We start from the raw sequence: 18,691 nt of genomic DNA on the forward strand, positions 1-18,691 counted from the left end.
GAAAGTCTAATCGATAAATGCTAGAAAACCTCACCGACCGCCTATCACGCGTTGTTAAAACAATGCGGGGCCAAGCCCGCCTCACTGAAGACAATACCGCAGAAATGCTACGGGAAATCCGTTTAGCCCTGCTGGAGGCTGACGTAGCCCTGCCCGTCGTCAAGTCTTTGCTGGAACAAATTAAATTTAAAGCCCTTGGCGAGGAAGTGGTTGGAAGCCTTAGTCCTGGACAAGCTCTGGTTGGCGTAGTTCAACGTGAGCTCGCCCAAGTCATGATGGGCGACACCAATCAAAGCGGCGAACTCAATCTCGCTACCCAACCTCCCGCAGTCATCTTGATGGCCGGCTTACAAGGTGCGGGTAAAACGACATCCGTTGGCAAACTCGCCAAGTGGTTGCAAGAGAAAAAGAAAAAGAAGGTTCTAACTGTTTCTTGTGACGTCTATCGTCCAGCTGCGATTGAGCAATTAGAAACTGTTACTAAGCAGGTTGGCGCCGAGTTTTTTCCGAGCGACATTAGTCAAAAACCAAATGACATTGCTGTAGCTGCCCTAGATTGGGCACGCCGCCATTACTTTGATGTGGTAATTGTGGATACCGCAGGACGCCTTGGTATTGATGAAGCTCTCATGCAAGAAATCAAAACTTTGCATGCCAGCCTCAATCCAATCGAAACCTTATTCGTAGTTGACGCCATGCTGGGACAAGATGCTGTCAATACCGCTAAAGCCTTCCACGATGCCCTGCCACTAACTGGTGTGATTCTCACCAAGTTAGATGGTGACTCTCGCGGTGGTGCGGCGCTTTCAGTACGCCAAGTAACCGGTGTTCCACTCAAATTTATCGGTGTCGCCGAGAAGATGGATGGTCTAGAGGCATTTGATGCTGAACGCATGGCCAATCGCATTCTGGGCATGGGCGATATTCTGGCTCTAGTTGAGCAAGCTCAGCAACACGTTGACGTTGCCAAAGCAGAAAAATTAGCTAGCAAGATTTCTAAAGGTGGATTTGATCTAGAAGATTTCAGAGATCAACTGATGCAAATGCAAAAGATGGGTGGCATGGCGAGCTTGATGGACAAATTACCCAGCCAAATGGCGCAAGCTGCCTCCAAAGCAAATCTCAGTAATGCAGATAAACAAACTACGCGTATGCGCGGCATTATTGATAGCATGACTCCTCGCGAGCGCAGAAAGCCTGAATTACTTAAAGCCAGTCGTAAGCGTCGCATTGCCGCCGGGTCCGGCGTAGAAGTGCAAGAGGTCAATCGCCTGCTAGCTCAGTTCGAGCAAATGCAAACCATGATGAAGCAATTCAAAGGTGGAAAAATGGCGCGCACCATGGCCACAAAAGGAGCCGCCAAGGGTATTGGCGGGCTCTTTAAGAAATAATTAATTAACTAAGCTCTTTGCTGCTTGAACTGCAGCAATCACTTTTGTTTTGATGTCATTTAGTGGGATGTTCTGGGACTCTGCATCAGTCCGGCCCTTAAATTCTACTTGAGAGTCTGCCAAGCCGCGATCGCCGATCACCACGCGGAATGGCGCCCCAATCAACTCCCAGTCAGCAAACATCGCACCTGGACGCTCATTCCGGTCATCCAGAATCACATCAATTCCAGCCGCTAATAGCTCGTCATGCAACTGATCGCATGCGACTTTAACTGCTTCTGATTTCTCGTAACCCATCGGACAAATCACCACCTCAAATGGTGCCATGGAGATTGGCCAAATAATGCCCTTCTCATCATGCCCCTGCTCAATTGCAGCGCCAAGCAAACGAGTAACACCAATCCCGTAACAACCCATCACCATTGGCTGAGCTTTGCCCTGTTGGTCCAAGTAAGTGCAACCCATTGCTTCTGAATAACGCGTGCCCAATTGAAATACATGCCCGACTTCAATACCGCGGCAAATATCCACAACCCCTTTGCCATCCGGTGATGGATCGCCCATCACTGCGTTACGAATATCCAGCACCAAAGGCTCAGGCAAATCACGACCCCAGTTCACGCCAGTCAAGTGATGACCAGCATCGTTAGCGCCACAGACAAAGTCAGCCATATTGGCAACGGTGCGATCAGCAACAACAGTCACTTCAGCACTCACCCCAACAGGACCTAAATAACCTGCTGGTGCATTGCAAGCTTGTTTAATTTCTGCTTCAGTAGCAAAGCGTGATTCCGCCATGCCAGGGATCTTACTAGCCTTCACTTCATTAAGCTCATGATCGCCACGCACTAACAACATAAATAGCTTGGCCGGACCTTTTTCTTGATCAGCAGCAAACAATAGTGACTTCACTGTGTTCTCAAGAGGAAAATTTAAGAACTTCGCTACATCTGCGCAATTTGTCTTGTCAGGCGTTGGCACTTTGACCATCGCAGCAGCTGCAGCGGCACGTGTAGCAATTAAAGCTAAAGACTCAGCCGCTTCTAGGTTGGCTGCGTAATCAGAATTTGGACAATACACAATGGCATCTTCGCCAGTATCAGCAATCACATGGAACTCTTGACTGCCGGAGCCGCCAATGGCACCATTGTCTGCGGTTACCGCACGGAACTGAAGACCCATACGCTTAAAGATACGGGTGTAAGCATCAAACATCATTTGATAAGACTTCTTGAGACCCTCAACATCGCTATCAAATGAGTAAGCATCCTTCATACTGAACTCACGACCGCGCATGATGCCAAAACGAGGGCGACGCTCATCGCGGAACTTGGTCTGTATCTGATAGAAGTTCACTGGCAATTGCTTATAACTCTTAATCTCATTACGAGCCAAATCAGTAATGACCTCTTCAGAAGTTGGCTGAATCAAAAAATCGCGATCATGGCGATCTTTGATACGCAGCAACTCCGGACCCATCTTTTCCCAACGACCAGTCTCTTGCCATAATTCAGCTGGCTGAATCATAGGCATTAGCAATTCAATGGCGCCCGCACGATTCATTTCCTCGCGAATGATGTTTTCTACTTTGCGGATAACCTTCAAACCTAGCGGCAAATAGTTGTAAATGCCTGCGCTGAGCTTGCGAATTAAACCTGCACGCACCATAAGTTTGTGCGAAACCACCTCAGCGTCGGAGGGGGCTTCTTTTAGCGTGGCGAGAAATGATTGTGAGGCTTTCATGTATAGATATAATCAAATCATTGATTTTAAAGGATTTGAGGCACGATCATGCTTGACCGTGAAGGGTATCGCCCGAATGTCGGCATTGTCCTCCTCAACAGCCGTAACGAGGTTTTCTGGGGAAAACGCGTTGGGCAGCATTCGTGGCAGTTCCCGCAGGGCGGGATTCAGCATGGTGAAAGCCCTGAACAGGCTATGTACCGCGAATTGCAAGAGGAGGTTGGCTTACTGCCGGAGCATGTCCAAATTATTGGACGCACCAGGGATTGGCTTCGCTACGACGTCCCTGAGGAATACTTGCGCCGTCAACACGCCACTCGGGTTCATAGGGCAGCATACCGCGGTCAAAAACAAATTTGGTTTCTCTTGCGTCTAGTAGGTTTAGATAGCGATATCCAACTTCGCGCTTCAGAACACCCTGAGTTCGATGCCTGGCGCTGGGTCCCATTTTGGATTCAACTAGATGCAGTCATTGGCTTTAAGCGTGAAGTTTATCAACTCGCGCTTTCAGAATTAGCGCGCTTCCTATCCCGCGGCATGCGCATGCAACAACTTGCCTGGGGATCCCCTCTTGATTTAATTCAGTCTTTTTACGGTGGCTCTCACGAACATCCGAAAGACGACAACCCAAACGATCAATCCACATGACTATTTCTTTGAAGCGCCTTTATCTCTTCTGCTATACCGCCATTCTCGGCCTCGCATTATCCGCATGCGGTGGAGACGCCCTCATTAGCGGTGTAGATCCTTTTGCACCCATGGTGTTTAAAGAAGGCACAACCGCCATGCCCCTGAACCCGCCAAACCAATCAACCTTAATGCCCTTTTACGTTTCTCAACGCACTATCTTTAAATTTGCAGTAGATACCGACTCGATATTGATTGGCGCAGATGGCATCACAAGATATATTGTTGTTATTAGCAGTCCAAGTGGAAGTCAACAAGCTCAATATGAAGGTATTCGCTGCGACTCCTTTCAGTGGCGTCTTTATGGCACTCTAGAGAGCGGTGTTTGGAAAGAAAATCCACTCGGTAGCTGGAAAAACATCCAAAGCGATATACCCAATCGTTACCAAGCTTCGTTAGCTCAAGGCGCTTTTTGCAACTTCAACTCTCAAGAAAAGAACATCAAAACCATTTTGAATTCCCTCAACCCCAATGGCTTTATTGGCGGACAAAAGCCAACCAATTCAAACGGTATTCAATAAAAAGTTAAGGTCTGCGTACTTGGCGCTTACTGAGCGCTCAAGTGGGTGCCTATTTTCTCGCCCGCCATTAAGCGAGTAAGCACATGAGGTTCACGCCCAGAGGCAATAACTGTTGCTGCGCCGGTTTGCACTGCAATTTTTGCTGCCAGTACCTTAGTCAACATACCGCCCTTACTAAGCTCACTAGCAGCACCACCTGCCATTTTTTCTAAAGCAGGATCGCCTGCAACGGCATCTGCAAGCAAGGTGGCATTTGGATTTTGACGTGGGTCTGCAGTAAACAGGCCGCCTTGATCCGTCAAAATTACCAAAAGATCTGCATGAATTAAGTTGGTTACTAAAGCAGCAAGACTATCGTTGTCGCCAAACTTAATTTCATCAGTTACTACAGTGTCATTCTCATTGATGATGGGAACTACACCCAACTTCAATAAAGTATCGAGGGTAGCTCTAGCATTGGCATTACGTTCAGAGTCGGCCAAGTCTGCGTTGGTTAGCAAGACCTGAGCGCTACGGAGATTGAAACGCGCAAAGCAGCTTTCATAAACCTGAACCAAGCCCATCTGACCAACTGCAGCAGCGGCTTGCAGTTGGTGAATTTCTTGTGGACGCTTAGTCCAACCCAGACGCTGCATGCCTTCAGCAATAGCACCTGAGCTCACCATCAACACCTCATGACCAGCCTTTAATAGTCCAGCCATTTGCTCAGCCCACATTGCAATCGCAGCATGATCCAAGCCTTCACCATTATTGGTGACTAGGCTAGATCCTACTTTGACAACAATCCGTTGAGTTTTTTTAGCGTTCATGGCAAAAGGCGAATGAAATATTTAATCTGGTTTTTTATCTTCTAGCTGGCCTTGATAACGCGGATCTTGAGCGCGCTCATCCGCATCATCTCGGTCACGACGTACAGAATCCAAATAATCCTGCAAGGAATAGCAAAGCTTATCGCAACCCAAGCCTGTTAAGGCTGAGATCTCGAAGACAGGGCCTTTCCATTTAAAGCGCTTTATAAAGTCAGCAACTACTGTCTTGCGATCTTCTTCGGGAATCATGTCCACTTTATTTAAGACTAGCCAACGTGGCTTCTCAACCAAAGCTTCGTCGTACTTACGCAATTCATTCACAATCGCTACAGCGTCTGCGACTGGATCAATATTCGCATCAAATGGAGCAATATCGACCAAATGCAGCAATACCCCTGTACGCTGTAAATGGCGCAAGAAGCGATGACCCAGACCAGCGCCTTCAGCCGCACCTTCAATCAAACCAGGAATATCAGCAATTACAAAACTGCGCTCAGCTCCCACACGCACTACACCCAAATTTGGATGCAAAGTGGTAAATGGATAATCCGCAATCTTTGGACGCGCATTCGAAACTGCAGTAATCAAGGTAGATTTACCTGCATTAGGCATGCCCAATAAACCAACGTCAGCCAATACTTTTAATTCAAGTTTGAGCTTACGACGTTCGCCTTCTTTGCCATTCGTCTTTTGACGTGGCGCTCTATTCGTACTGCTCTTAAAGTGAATATTGCCCCAACCACCAACACCGCCCTGCGCCAAACATAGGCGCTCACCATGAGTAGTTAAGTCAGCAATGGGTTCACCAGTTTCATAGTCAGCAATGATTGTGCCAACCGGCATCCGCAACTCGATATCATCGCCAGCGCGACCATAGCAATCCGCGCCACGACCAGGCTCACCATTTTTTGCGGTATGCGTTTTTGCATAGCGGTAATCAATCAGGGTGTTGATATTGCGATCAGCTATTGCCCAGACGCTACCGCCTTTGCCGCCGTCACCACCATCAGGACCGCCAAATTCAATGAACTTTTCGCGGCGCATAGAGGCGCTCCCGGCGCCACCTTGCCCCGCAATCACTTCGATACGTGCTTCGTCTATAAATTTCATGAATAAAAAAGGCCTCGCTTAGCGAGGCCTGTTCCTAAGAGTTAAATTCGGAATAAATCTGAATCAAACGTGTCTCAGTCAGGCTGCCTTATGAACGAGGCAAGACTGAAACTTGGGCCTTCTTCAAAGCACCCTTAACGCCGAATTCCACTTGTCCATCAATCAAGGCGAACAAAGTGTGATCCTTACCAATACCAACGTTAGCACCTGGATGAACACGTGTGCCACGTTGACGAATGATGATGCTGCCAGCATTAATATGCTCGCCGCCAAATACCTTAACGCCTAAGCGTTTCGATTCTGAGTCGCGGCCATTTCGTGTTGAGCCGCCGCCTTTTTTCTGTGCCATATCTTTCTCCTACCCTGAATTAGGCTTTAATCGTGTTGATCAAAATTTCAGTGAAATTCTGACGATGGCCTTGGTGCTTTTGATAATGCTTGCGACGGCGCATCTTAAAGATTGTCACTTTATCGTGACGTCCCTGGGAGACGACAGTGGCCATCACAGCTGCACCATTAACCAATGGATCACCTAATTTCAGTGAAGCGCCTTCGCCAACGGCGAGGACTTGGTCAAGAGTGATTTCGCTGCCGATTTCCGCTGGTATCTGTTCTATTTTCAATTTTTCGCCTGCAGCAACTTTATATTGTTTGCCACCGGTTTTTATGACCGCGTACATGGTTTGAAACCTCAATTAATATCTACATTTAAGCTAATCCACCCTGGACCAGCTAAGCCCATTATTATATCTTGCATGACGAGCACTGTCAAAACCAATGACTTAAGCCAAATTCTGGCCCCAATTGCCTTAGATTTCAAGGCCTTAGACGAGGTTATCCGTCAGCGTTTAGCATCAAAAGTTGCCTTAATTGACCAAATCTCGAGCTATATCATCCAGGCTGGCGGCAAGCGGGTCAGGCCCGCCCTGTTGATGTTGGTGGCCAAAGCCCTCGCCAATGGCAAAGAAACACCCCACACCCTGGAAATGTCGGCTGTAGTTGAATTCATCCACACCGCTACCCTGCTTCATGATGATGTAGTTGATGAATCTACCCTGAGAAGAGGTCGCGAGACTGCCAATGCCGCTTTTGGCAATGCTGCCAGTGTTTTAGTGGGCGACTTCTTATATTCCCGAGCCTTCCAAATGATGGTTGGCCCAAACGACCTTCGAGTCATGCAAATTTTGTCAGACGCAACCAACACGATTGCCGAAGGCGAAGTTTTGCAACTTCTCAATATGAATGACCCAGAAGTAGATGAAGCAAGTTATTTACAGGTCATTCGCTACAAAACAGCCAAGCTTTTTGAAGCCTCTACTGAACTTGGCGCCGTCCTGGCTAATGCCACCGATACACAACGCGAACAAGCTGCTGCATTCGGACGTCACATCGGCACTGCTTTTCAGTTAATGGATGACTTGCTGGACTACACCGCCAATGCTGCACAGATGGGGAAAAATGCTGGGGATGATTTACGCGAAGGTAAACCTACGCTGCCACTGATTTACTTGCTAGAAAACGGCAGTAATGAAGAGCGTCTTTTAGTGCGTGCAGCAATTGAACAAAACCAAGATTTACCAGATGATGTGTTTGCACAAATCCTTGCCGCCGTCCAAAATTCTGGCGCTCTAGATTACACACAAGCAGCAGCCAAGCGTGAGGCCGACCTGGCCTTAGCTTGCCTAAAAGACTTCCCGGCAAATGAAGCTAGCACTGCGCTGCAAACCCTATGCGCATACTCTCTCACGAGACAAACTTAAGATCCCAAAGTATTTAATCTGAGTTCACGCGCAGTCAGTCGCACCTGTTCCACCTCTTCACGCAAACGTGCAATTTCTGGCGGTGATAACTGCTCTAGATTGGAATAATCCAATTTCCACGACGGATCTTCTGACCATACCAATGGTGATTGAACCGTTGTGCGGGCTGCAGGAGCCGACTCCAAAAGCCGCAAGGCCAGATCAAAATTCAAATCCTGAGAAGGCACATCATTTGGTTTTGCAGCCGCATTACCCAACGGAAAATCACTAAATAAAAGTCGCGGTACTCCGCAATACTCAACAATATCTTTAGCGGCGCCCATCACGACTGTTGAAATTCCTGCAGTCTCTAAATAACGCGCTAATAAACTTTGGCTCTGATGACATATTGGACAATTCGGAATTAATACCGCCACATCCACGCCGTCAGCTTGCATCATTTCTAAAACGCGAGGGGCATCACTCTCTAATGTGTGACGCTGACTCCGATTAGTTGGTAAGCCATAGAAGTTTTCTGAAACCGCACCTATCCTTCCAGCTGCAAGCGCTCGTTTAGCAGCGTTCAGTGGAAACCAACAATTGCCGTCTTCCATATTGGCATTCTTGCGATCAACCCCCACATGGGCGATTCGTAAATCGACACTTCCTTCGCTCGACTGTTGATAGGGCTGATAAAACTTGGCTGCAGCATTGTAAGGAGCGCCCTGGCCTTGATGTCCTTTACTGGGGTCATGAGGAACGGCGGTAGTAATGAGACCCAAGACAGATTGCGCAAGTGGCTTTTTCAGCGGAGTAAATGGCACATCAATATAGTGAGCCCAAACATACGGATTCTCATAACCCAAACTCAAGTAGTAGCTGCGGGTGCGATCCATGTAGCGAATCGGCTGATCCTGTTCTGGTGCAAATATGAGCTCAGAAGTCTTAGACATCAATTCATCCCTGTAAGATATTGCATATCAAATATTTAACCTCATAGGAACTCATTATGGCTCAGTGGCTTAGATTTCAACATCAAGGAAAAAGTGCTTTAGGACAAGTACAGGGCGACCAAATCGCAGTGTATGAAGGTGACTTATTTAAAGGACCTAAGGCCACCGGTGAAACCCTCAAGCTTGCTGATGTAACGATTGATATCCCATGCACTCCTTCCAAGATGGTTGCCATGGTCGATAACTTCCATGCACTAGTAACGAAGCTTGAGCATGCGGTACCCGCAGAGCCTTTGTACTTTCTCAAAGGTAACAACTCCTTCTTGGCAGCCAACCAAGTGATTCGAACTCCCAAGTCCTATTCTGGAAAAGTCGTTTATGAAGGGGAGCTAGGTATTGTGATCGGCAAACGCTGTCATGAAGTAGATGAGGCGGAAGCAGCTAAAGCCATCTTTGGCTACACCTGCATCAACGATGTCACCGCCATTGAAATCCTGAACCGCGACCCTGGTTATGCACAGTGGACTCGCTCTAAGAGCTTTAATACCTTTGGCGTATTCGGCCCTTACATCACTACCGATGTAGATCCGAGTAAGCTAACGATCAAAACCATTCTCAATGATCAAGAGCGTCAAAACTATCCGATTGCGGATATGATTTTCGCGCCCGAAAAATTAGTGAGTCTGATTTCCCATGATGTACCGCTTGAAGCTGGAGACATCATTGCCTGTGGCACTTCCGTTGGCGTTGGTTCCATGAAGCCTGGCAGCAATGTCAGCATCATTATTGATGGCGTTGGCCAACTAGATAATCGCTTCGAGTAATACTTCGAATAACTTCTAGCGCTAAAACAAAAACCCTTGCTATGTTCAGTAGCAAGGGTTTTTTATATGGAGAAACTTTACTTTTTTAGTAGCCCGATACCGATGGCAATGCCAAACTTCCCTTAGAAGCCTGAACGTTTTCATCCAAGTACTTAGTCAAAGCAAATACAGTATTTAAGCAAGGTGTTGGGGTTTGGGTGATCTTGCCTAACTCAATCACCGACCCTAACAAAGCATCAATCTCCAAGCTACGGCCCGCTTCCAAGTCTTGCAACATCGAGGTTTTGTGCTTACCCACTTTTTCAGCGCCAGCGATACGACGCTCGATATCTACACGGAAAGTCACGCCCAACTTCTCGGCAATCGTCTGCGCTTCGGCCATCATGTTGCGAGCCAACTCTTTGGTCAATGGGTATTGGCAGATGCCTTCCAAGGTTCCATGCGTCAGAGAGCTAATTGGATTGAAAGTCATATTGCCCCAAAGCTTGAGCCAGATCTCCGAACGAATGTCATCCAAAATTGGAGACTTAAATCCAGCTGAGCCCATCATCTCCGATATCTTCTGAATGCGCTCAGTAGTCTTGCCGTCCAACTCACCCAGTGGGAAGCGATTACCTTCAACGTGACGAATGACACCGGGAGCCTGCGTAAAGGTTGCTGGATAAACGACGCAACCAATAATGTTGTCTGGGTTTATGGCATTCTTAGCAACACCACCAGCATCTACCGTTTCTACTGCATGATCTTGATACTCGCCGCTTAACTTCTGGAAATACCACCAAGGAATTCCGTTCTGCATTGGGATCAAAATAGTTTTGGGACCCATGATGGCCGCCAAATCATCAATGATCGGCTCCACTTGATGAGCCTTCACCGCAAGAATCACAACATCAGGAGTTTCGGCATCACCAATTTTTTCCACCGCTTTAACTTGGGCAACCAAAGGCTCTGGTTGGTCATCCATAATTAAAGCCAGGCCACGCTCTTTAATTGCGGCCAAAGTAGCACCGCGCGCAACAACCGTTACCTCATTGCCCGCTCGCGCCAACATGACAGCTAAGTAGCCGCCAATAGCGCCACCCCCGCCGATCACACAGATTTTCATAGGAACTCCATAAGAATAAAAAATTTTGTATTACTGTCATATTAGAGGAGAATATTTTGCGGTGCAACATTTTCTTATTTGCATTATTTTTAAGCAAATGATGCTCTAAACGGCTTTTAATGAGTCTTTTGGTACCAGGCTTCCCAAAATCATGCCGACAATGCTGGCAAATAGACCGGCTAATTGGGGCGGTAAAATGGCATTCGGAGCCAACATCTCACAACTAATCCAGATGGTTAAACCTCCAACTACAGCCAATAATCCCCCCAAGGAGTTAGCTCTAGGCCAGTACACCCCAAACGCCAATGGCACAAAGGCGGCAACCAGCGTCACTTTATAGGCGCTCTCTACCATCTTAAAAATAGAAAGCTCCGAGTTCACCGCAAAGAAAGTGACCACCACAGCAAAACACAAAACCGTAATCCGCATGACCTTTAACAAATCATGATCAGATAAATGCTTGAAAAAACCTCGCACAATATTTTCAGCAAAGGTTACCGATGGCGCCAATAAGGTAGCGCTGGCACAGCTCTTAATGGCTGAGAGGAGTGCGCCAAAGAACATCACCTGGGCAATCAGTGGTGCGTGATTCAGAATCAACTTAGGCAAGATCATTTGTGGATCGGTAGTGAGATATTCCTTGACCAAATCCGAGCTAATTAAGGTTGCCGAGTAAGCCAAATACATCGGCACAAAAGCAAAAATAAAATAGAGCACGCCGCCCAGCAGAGCTGCTTGGACAGCAATGTTCACATTCTTAGATGAGGTAATTCGCTGAAAGACATCTTGCTGCGGAATAGATCCCAGCATCATGGTGCATAAGGCAGCAACAAAGCCCAAGATCGAAGCTAAATTCATATCCGGCCAGAAGTTACTAAATTGGCCAGCAGCGGCTGCATGCTCAATCACCACGCCTATACCGCCAGTCTGCGAAGTCATCTCACCACCGATATAGAGCATGCCGACCACAATAATGATCATCTGAATGAAGTCCGTAATAGCAACCGACCACATTCCGCCAAATAAGGTGTAGATCAATACACTAGCGGCACCAATCATCATGCCGCCCGTCTGAGAAATGCTTCCTTCACACACAACATTAAATACCAGGCCCAGAGCTTTAATTTGCGCAGCAACCCAACCCAAGTAAGAAACAACAATACAAAGGGTTACTAAAACCTCAACTGTGCGGCCATACTTCTCGCGAAAAAAATCACCGATAGTGAGCATGCGACGGTTATAAAGATGGCGAGCAAAAAAGAGTCCCACCAAAATTAAACAAAGAGAGGAGCCAAAGGGATCTGCAACCACTCCCCCCAATCCTTCTTTTAAAAAAGTGGCCGGAATTCCTAAAACGGTTTCAGAGCCAAACCAGGTCGCAAATACGGTAGCGGTAACAATAGGCAAAGGCAGGCTATGGCCAGCCGCAGCAAAGTCAGCAGTATTTTTGACTCTTAGGGCTGCCCATAAGCCAATGCCGACTGAGATAACCCAGTAAATAATGACAAACCAAATTAGCACGCCTAAATACTCCTTGTGAAATTTGATGAAATTATATGGCTATGTCACTTTTGGTAGTTGGCAAAAAGTACCCATTTGGATCACTCCACGTAGAGCATCGGTCTGACATAATTCAAGAGTGAGAACACCCGAACAAACCCCGACATTGAGCCCAATTAACGATTTGGCCTACCAAAAGGCCATTCTAGGATCTGTCTCACGTACTTTTGCCCTCACCATCCCACTTCTACCCCCAAGCATCGAGAAGGTCGTTGGCAATACCTATTTGCTGTGCCGCATTATTGACACCATCGAGGATGCCGCAGATTTAAGTGCACAAAGCAAACAATCTCTTTCGGCGCTATTTGTAGATGCAGTGCTTGAGAAGGCTCCAGTTGAGACATTTGTTGCGCCTTGCCTCAATGCATTAAAAAATTACAGCAATCAAGATGAGCTGGATTTAATTTCTCATACACCTACTGTTCTGCGAATTTTGCATACCTGCTCTACCCAGGATCAAGCAGCAGTCAGTCGTTGCGTTTCCATCATGTCTGAAGGAATGTCGTTCTTCCATGGAAGACAAAACCAAGCCGGCCTTCATGATCTTGCTGAGTTTGAACAATATTGCTATGTCGTGGCAGGTGTAGTCGGCGAACTGCTAACAACTATCTTTAGCAATCATTCTCAAGCCTTCAAAGAAAAAATGGCGGGGCATGAAAATTTGGCAATCGCATTTGGTCAAGCGCTGCAAATGACCAATATTCTTAAAGACTCACCAGAGGACAAGGCCCGTGGGGTCTCCTGGAAGCCAATCAATGTTAGTCATGAAGCGCTTCTAAGGGTGGCCTATGAAAAGCTCCAGGAATCTCTGCATTACATTCTCTTAATTCCCAAACAGGAACAGGGCATGAGACGTTTTTGCTTCTTGGCTTTTGGCTTAGCGGTAATGACTCTTGCAAAAATTGCAGATCGCAAAGAATTCGATAGTAAAGATGAAGTAAAACTTTCCAGAAACACCGTCATGAGTTTCTACGGCTTTACAAAGTGGGCCGTTAAAAGCGATATGGTGATGAAGATTTTTTTCAGTCTTAGCAGCAGATCACTCACTAAATAAGCAAACCTACAAAGCGCCTTCATGCTTTAAAAGCCAGAGCTTAATTTGGCGATACAGACCCGGGGAGTTTTCTTTCATGAAGCCGCCAATACCCTGAGCAGAAACCACTCGATGGCAAGGTGCTATTAGGGGGTAGGGATTGGCACCGCACGCTCTACCTACTGCACGCGCCCCACTCTTGATCTTTTTAGCTAGATCACCATAGGTTCTTGTTTTACCAGCAGGTATATCTTGAATGCTCGCCCACACTTTTCTTTGATGCTCAGTACCCACAGGTTTTGTGGGCAAGTCAAATTGCCAATGAGGATCCTGGAAGTAAGACTTGCACTGCCGCGCAACCTCTTTAGCCAACTGATTCTGTGGAGCGATTAAAGCCGTGTTGGCTGGCAAATAATCCATTCTAGAAAGCATCAGGCTGCCCTCCACCATTTCCGTCGAAATGCCCAGACACCCAAAAGGTGCCGCAATAACACAGTAGTTAGCGCCATTTGAGCTCAAAGGGGTTGGTATGGAAGCCATATCAAGTGATTCTCACATAAATAAACAAGAGGGATGACAGACCTTTATTCCATGGCTATAGCTTGAGAAATGCCACTTTGCTATATTGACTCATCCTTACTTTTTTCAGGCAGACCTCATGGACACCTTTTTTGACGATTGGCCGCTTTACAGCCAAGTTACTCTAGTCCTATTTTTACTTGCACTCTCTGGTTTTTTCTCGATGGCAGAAACCAGCATGCTGTCCTCCAATCGTCACCGTCTACGTGCAATGGCCAATGGTGGCAATGCAGGTGCAGCGCTAGCTGAGAGACTCCTAAAGCGCATTGACTCCTTGTTGTCGGTGCTACTGATTTCGAACAACCTGATCAATACCGTTCTTCCAATATTAGTAACGGGGATTGCTCTGCATATTTTTGGTGATAGCGGTCTCGTACTCTCAATTGCTACTTTAGTTGTCGCCCTACTCATCATTATTTTTAGCGAGATTACCCCGAAGGTCATTGGTGCCGCTTTTCCAGAAAAGATTGCCTCCAATGTTGGCTGGTTTATTTTGCCCCTCACATTTGTATTGAAACCGCTGCTTTGGTTTATCAATAACTTTGTTTCTGGTCTTATGAAGGTATCTGGCCTGCAATCCTCTTCTGATAGCAGGGCTATGAGTAAAGAAGAGTTACGCAGCCTCGTTTTGGAGTCAAATCGTTTTGTCTCCAATCATCATCGCAACATCCTGCTCAACTTATTCAATTTAGAAAATATTACCGTTGATGATGTGATGACACCCAGGTCCAAGATTGAGGTTTTGGATCTCTCAAGACCTATTGATGAAGTGGTCCAACAATTGGAGACTTGCTATCACAATAAATTACCCGTTTGCGATGGTGACTCTGAGCGTATTGTCGGAATCCTTTCCGTCAAAAAGGCCTTGTCTTTGCTGGGTGATACCGACCTTAAGCATGAAGACTTTAAGGTGTTATTAAATGAGCCCTACTTCATCCCGAGTAGCACCCCCGTATTGCAGCAAATGCAATTTTTCCAAGATAACCAACAACGCTTAAGTTTGGTTGTAAATGAATATGGCGAAGTTCTGGGGCTGGTCACTTTTGAAGATATCGTGGAAGAACTTATTGGGGAATTCACGACCTCTTTCTCTAATCTCTCAACTGATCCTCATTGGCTCCCGAATGGAACCTATCTAGCAACAGGTGGTGCCTCACTACGAGATCTGAATCGCTTACTCAACCTTAGCCTCCCTTTAAATGGTCCACGCACCTTAAATGGACTCATTCTCGAAAAACTCGAGGCCATCCCCGATCATGATGTCAGCATTCGCATTGCTGGCATCGTCATGGAAATTGTTCAATTTGACGAGCATGGTGTTAAAACAGTGAAGCTTTATCGTCCCGCCATTCGGACTCAAGAACAGGATTGAGCATTACCACTGATGACTCACTAATCATTCGCACTTGGTATGAAATCGCTACATATGCCCTAGATGCTAGAGCGAGTGATATTCATATAGAGGCTGGGGTCCAAGCCACACTCATTCGTATTCGGGTCGATGGCCTGCTACAAATACAGTCGCATTACCCGATTGAATTTCATGACCGCCTCATCACACGCATCAAAGTTCTAGCGCGCTTAGATATTGCAGAAAAACGTCTGCCGCAAGATGGACGCCTTTGCATTGGCCATAACTTTTCCAAACCCAATATTGATTGCCGGGTCTCAATCTTGCCAACTCTTCATGGAGAGAAGGCGGTTGTTCGCATACTGCCCAGTTGCGTAGAGGAGCTTGATCTTCAAGACATTGGCCTGCTCTCGGAACAACTCGAGATATTTCAACAAGCCCTTGCTCAATCCAACGGGCTGATTTTAGTGACTGGGCCGACTGGGAGCGGCAAGACTCGAACGCTCTATAGCTGCCTGCGTCAGCTCAATCAAAATCATCGCAATCTTTGCTCAATAGAAGATCCCATTGAAATTCGTCTTGCTGGAGTCAACCAAGTGGCCTATCACCCGCGAGCAGGCTTGGATTTTCCAACAATCATTCGCGCCCTTCTTCGGCAAGATCCGGATGTCATCATGATCGGAGAAATCCGCGATGCCGCTACAGCTCAGCTTGCTATTCAGGCGGCACAAACTGGGCATCTCGTTCTCAGCACCTTGCATACCCGCAATGCTTGTGGTGTAGTTCCTAGACTTGGCCATCTAGGAGTAGATCAACAATCTCTGGAGTCCTGTCTCTTAAGCGTCAGCTCACAGCGTCTCGTTCGTAAAACCTGCGCTCAATGTCTTGGATTTAAGATCAAAAATAATGTGCCATGTTCATTCTGCAAAGGCAGTGGCTACCTTGGGCGCATTGGGGTTCATGAAGTACTAAGCAAAACCCATTTGTTTAACTCGTCTACTTCATACCTCAGCATGCGAGATGCCGGATTAATTCATATGCAATCAGGCCTTATTAATCAAGCAGCCCTAGATGCAGAAGTGGGCACATGGCATTAAGCAAGCAGAACCAACTTCATTTTGCCGAGCAACTAGTAACATTGCTAGAGGCAGGCCTACCACTCCTCAATGCGATTGAACTTATTTATTCAACCGCCCCAAAGGCCTGGATTCCTTGGGTGACTAACATTCACACCCAGCTCAAAAAAGGTGAAAGTTTTTCTCAATGCTTGCGTGCCCAAGGAAATCTATTTTCCATGGAATTTATTAATCTCATACGCGTCAGTGAGCGTACTGGTGACTTTCATCTGGCGCTAAAAACCATTTGCCAACAACTTGAAGCCCAAATTGAATTGCGTCGAAAAATTCAACAGGCAATGAGTTATCCCGCCATCACCCTTACTAGCTCTTGCCTTCTAGTGATAGTGATGATGATTTGGGTCGTGCCAGTCTTTAAGGATGTTTTTGCTCATTTTCAAGCCGAGTTGCCAGCCCCGACTAAAGTGTTAATTCAAGCATCCTCATGGTTTGAAGCGTTTTACCTTGAAATAGTGATAGCCCTCATTGGCTTTGCTGCGCTCTTTAGCCTTGCTTGGTCTAGGATCCCCAAAATTCAAAAATATTGTGATCGACTGAGCTTCTCTATACCCATCATTGGCCAGCTCCTGAGATTGGCCACCCTGACCTACTGGTGCCGGACATTAGGTCATCTCCTAAAGTCTGGATTACCCCTTCCAGATGCATTGAGGGTTACCGCACAATCATCCAACCACTGGCTCAGCCATGATTTCAGTGCAGACATATTCAAACATCTGACTCGCGGCTGGTCGCTCGGAGACGCCATCGTAAAAGCAGATCCCAAGCACTTACTCTTTGATCTGGAAACCTTGCAGCTCTTACGCATAGGCGCTGAAAGTGGTGCACTCACTGAAATGCTGCAAAAGCGCGCATCGATATTAGGCTCTCAATTAAGCAATCGCTTAAATACCCTAAGCCAAAGCTTGGAGCCCCTGTTAATCATTATCGTTGGACTCATTATTGGAAGTCTGGTCATAATCTTATATCTCCCCATCTTTAACCTAGGACAGATTGTTTAATGGGTAATTTTGTTTTGCTCGACTGGACCCGAATATGCCTGATGGCGATCTTGGTGTACTTAGCGTATTACGATTTGCGCACCTTTCGTTTGCCTGATGTCATCACCTTACCGCTCATCTTGCTGGGCCTCTTGTTTAATAGCCTTTCAAATCAACGCTTTATTTCTTTTCAAGACGCAATTATTGGAGCGATCCTAGGCTACTCCTGTCTTTGGCTCCTCAACCTTCTTTATCGGACGGTCAAAAAGCAAGATGGGATTGGAATGGGTGATGCCAAACTATTGGCAGCCTTGGGTGCTTGGCTTGGCTGGTTTGCATTACCCAGTATTTTGCTAATGGCATCCCTGACTGGACTGATTGGCGGCATTATCTGGCTGCAGTGGAACAAACAAAGTCATCGCTCAGCTTTTCCGTTTGGCCCTTTTCTAGCTATTGCTGGCATTATTGAGTTGTTATGGCCACAAACCCTACAAACCCTCCTTCTGAGCAAGCTGGTCTAGGCATCCTCAAAGGGCATGTACCCTTTGTAGGTCTTACTGGTGGCATTGGCTCAGGAAAGACCGCTGTGAGCGATCAGCTCGCTCAACTGGGCGCAGGCATTGTCGACACCGATCTCATCGCCCATCAGATCACCGCCCCAAATGGAGTGGCTATCCCCTGCATTCAAAAGCAATTTGGCTCTGAGTTTGTTGATTCAAGCGGAGCGCTAGATAGAGTCAAGATGCGTACATTGGTCTTTGCCAATCCCGAAGCTAGAAAGTCTCTGGAAGCAATCACCCACCCCCTTATACGGGAAGAAACCAGTCGGCAAGCCAAACAGCTCATAGAAGATAAGGCGCCTTACCTTGTTTTTGTAGTGCCCCTGTTGATTGAATCTGGCAATTGGGCATCCCTTTTGGATTACCTCGTAGTAGTGGACTGTCTGGAAGAAACTCAAATTGAACGTGTGATGCAGCGCAGCAAATTACCCCAAAACGAGGTAGAGAGAATTCTGAAGGCTCAAGCCAGCAGAGAAGAGCGTATTGCCAGGGCGGATATGGTCATTGAGAATCAGGGCTCTCTTGAGAACTTAAAAACTGAAGTTTTAAAGTTGAACGAAAAAATCTTACAGATTCAGAAAGATCGTACCAGTTCGTCATAGAATATGGGCTT

General features: G+C 46.8%; 19 protein-coding genes and 1 pseudogene. 11 read left to right on the forward strand and 9 right to left on the reverse strand.

Annotation, left to right across the window (positions count from 1 at the left end):
* Positions 1-17: 17 nt before the first annotated feature.
* Entirely contained in the window at positions 18-1,391 is a 1,374-nt protein-coding gene (gene ffh / locus ICN40_RS05900) for a signal recognition particle protein (RefSeq protein ID WP_216242786.1), read from the forward strand.
* On the opposite strand, the gene ICN40_RS05905 is transcribed toward ffh, so the two are convergent.
* Positions 1,392-3,134, reverse strand: coding sequence for a proline--tRNA ligase (locus ICN40_RS05905; protein ID WP_216242787.1), 1,743 nt, complete (start codon positions 3,132-3,134; stop codon positions 1,392-1,394).
* Positions 3,135-3,182: 48 nt separating this feature from the next.
* Here ICN40_RS05905 and ICN40_RS05910 point away from each other — a divergent pair, with 48 nt between their 5' ends.
* Together ICN40_RS05910 and ICN40_RS05915 are read left to right on the forward strand one after the other, a co-directional pair.
* Positions 3,183-3,782, forward strand: a complete 600-nt coding sequence (locus ICN40_RS05910) for an RNA pyrophosphohydrolase (protein ID WP_215321390.1) — start codon at positions 3,183-3,185, stop codon at positions 3,780-3,782.
* The gene (locus tag ICN40_RS05915; RefSeq protein ID WP_216242788.1) at positions 3,779-4,342 is read left to right on the forward strand and encodes a CNP1-like family protein; all 564 of its coding nucleotides are present in this window, start codon (positions 3,779-3,781) and stop codon (positions 4,340-4,342) included. The genes ICN40_RS05910 and ICN40_RS05915 overlap by 4 nt, the downstream gene beginning before the upstream one ends.
* 29 nt (positions 4,343-4,371) lie before the next feature.
* Here the strand turns inward: ICN40_RS05915 and proB are convergent.
* The 4 genes and pseudogenes from proB to rplU all read right to left on the reverse strand — a co-directional run.
* A pseudogene (gene proB, locus ICN40_RS05920) lies at positions 4,372-5,151 on the reverse strand (glutamate 5-kinase); the annotation flags it as partial.
* 21 nt (positions 5,152-5,172) lie between these two features.
* Positions 5,173-6,261, reverse strand: coding sequence for a GTPase ObgE (obgE, locus tag ICN40_RS05925; RefSeq protein WP_072583369.1), 1,089 nt, complete (start codon positions 6,259-6,261; stop codon positions 5,173-5,175).
* An 88-nt stretch (positions 6,262-6,349) separates the two neighbouring features.
* Positions 6,350-6,610, reverse strand: coding sequence for a 50S ribosomal protein L27 (rpmA, locus tag ICN40_RS05930; RefSeq protein WP_011902041.1), 261 nt, complete (start codon positions 6,608-6,610; stop codon positions 6,350-6,352).
* 19 nt (positions 6,611-6,629) lie between these two features.
* Positions 6,630-6,941, reverse strand: a complete 312-nt coding sequence (rplU, locus tag ICN40_RS05935) for a 50S ribosomal protein L21 (RefSeq protein ID WP_011902040.1) — start codon at positions 6,939-6,941, stop codon at positions 6,630-6,632.
* Positions 6,942-7,016: 75 nt separating this feature from the next.
* Between rplU and ICN40_RS05940 the strand changes: the two genes are divergently transcribed.
* Positions 7,017-8,021, forward strand: a complete 1,005-nt coding sequence (locus ICN40_RS05940) for a polyprenyl synthetase family protein (RefSeq protein ID WP_216242791.1) — start codon at positions 7,017-7,019, stop codon at positions 8,019-8,021.
* On the opposite strand, the gene ICN40_RS05945 is transcribed toward ICN40_RS05940, so the two are convergent.
* Entirely contained in the window at positions 8,018-8,953 is a 936-nt protein-coding gene (locus ICN40_RS05945; protein WP_216242793.1) for a reductase, read from the reverse strand. The two genes, ICN40_RS05940 and ICN40_RS05945, sit on opposite strands and share 4 nt — an antisense overlap.
* A 56-nt stretch (positions 8,954-9,009) precedes the next feature.
* Here ICN40_RS05945 and ICN40_RS05950 point away from each other — a divergent pair, with 56 nt between their 5' ends.
* Positions 9,010-9,777 (forward strand): fumarylacetoacetate hydrolase family protein, encoded by a 768-nt coding sequence (locus ICN40_RS05950; protein WP_216242795.1) that lies wholly within the window; start codon positions 9,010-9,012, stop codon positions 9,775-9,777.
* 85 nt (positions 9,778-9,862) lie between these two features.
* Here the strand turns inward: ICN40_RS05950 and ICN40_RS05955 are convergent, their stop codons facing one another.
* Both ICN40_RS05955 and ICN40_RS05960 read right to left on the reverse strand, forming a co-directional pair.
* Positions 9,863-10,882: a 2-dehydropantoate 2-reductase gene (locus ICN40_RS05955; protein ID WP_072583373.1), complete on the reverse strand. Its 1,020-nt coding sequence runs from the start codon at positions 10,880-10,882 to the stop codon at positions 9,863-9,865.
* 105 nt (positions 10,883-10,987) lie between these two features.
* A complete protein-coding gene (locus tag ICN40_RS05960) occupies positions 10,988-12,403 on the reverse strand; it encodes a sodium:solute symporter family protein (protein ID WP_216242797.1) in 1,416 nt (471 codons plus the stop codon).
* 118 nt (positions 12,404-12,521) lie between these two features.
* On the opposite strand from ICN40_RS05960, the gene ICN40_RS05965 reads away from it, so the two are divergent.
* Complete coding sequence (locus ICN40_RS05965; protein WP_216242799.1) at positions 12,522-13,496, forward strand: squalene/phytoene synthase family protein; 975 nt, start codon at positions 12,522-12,524, stop codon at positions 13,494-13,496.
* 6 nt (positions 13,497-13,502) lie between these two features.
* Here the strand turns inward: ICN40_RS05965 and ICN40_RS05970 are convergent, their stop codons facing one another.
* On the reverse strand, positions 13,503-14,015 hold the full coding sequence (locus tag ICN40_RS05970) for a methylated-DNA--[protein]-cysteine S-methyltransferase (RefSeq protein WP_216242801.1): 513 nt from the start codon (positions 14,013-14,015) through the stop codon (positions 13,503-13,505).
* A 118-nt stretch (positions 14,016-14,133) separates the two neighbouring features.
* On the opposite strand from ICN40_RS05970, the gene ICN40_RS05975 reads away from it, so the two are divergent.
* The 5 genes from ICN40_RS05975 to coaE are packed head-to-tail and all read left to right on the forward strand — an operon-like array spanning position 14,134 to position 18,680.
* Positions 14,134-15,426: an HlyC/CorC family transporter gene (locus tag ICN40_RS05975; protein ID WP_216242803.1), complete on the forward strand. Its 1,293-nt coding sequence runs from the start codon at positions 14,134-14,136 to the stop codon at positions 15,424-15,426.
* The gene (locus ICN40_RS05980) at positions 15,423-16,502 is read left to right on the forward strand and encodes a GspE/PulE family protein (protein WP_216242804.1); all 1,080 of its coding nucleotides are present in this window, start codon (positions 15,423-15,425) and stop codon (positions 16,500-16,502) included. Before ICN40_RS05975 ends, ICN40_RS05980 begins: the two co-directional genes overlap by 4 nt.
* A complete protein-coding gene (locus ICN40_RS05985) occupies positions 16,493-17,539 on the forward strand; it encodes a type II secretion system F family protein (RefSeq protein ID WP_216242806.1) in 1,047 nt (348 codons plus the stop codon). Before ICN40_RS05980 ends, ICN40_RS05985 begins: the two co-directional genes overlap by 10 nt.
* Complete coding sequence (locus ICN40_RS05990; RefSeq protein WP_216242808.1) at positions 17,539-18,039, forward strand: A24 family peptidase; 501 nt, start codon at positions 17,539-17,541, stop codon at positions 18,037-18,039. The genes ICN40_RS05985 and ICN40_RS05990 overlap by 1 nt, the downstream gene beginning before the upstream one ends.
* Positions 17,994-18,680 (forward strand): dephospho-CoA kinase, encoded by a 687-nt coding sequence (coaE, locus tag ICN40_RS05995; protein WP_216242810.1) that lies wholly within the window; start codon positions 17,994-17,996, stop codon positions 18,678-18,680. Before ICN40_RS05990 ends, coaE begins: the two co-directional genes overlap by 46 nt.
* Positions 18,681-18,691: the final 11 nt, after the last annotated feature.

Origin of the sequence: Polynucleobacter sp. Fuers-14, assembly GCF_018882045.1 — a bacterium.
In the GTDB taxonomy this organism is placed as follows: domain Bacteria; phylum Pseudomonadota; class Gammaproteobacteria; order Burkholderiales; family Burkholderiaceae; genus Polynucleobacter.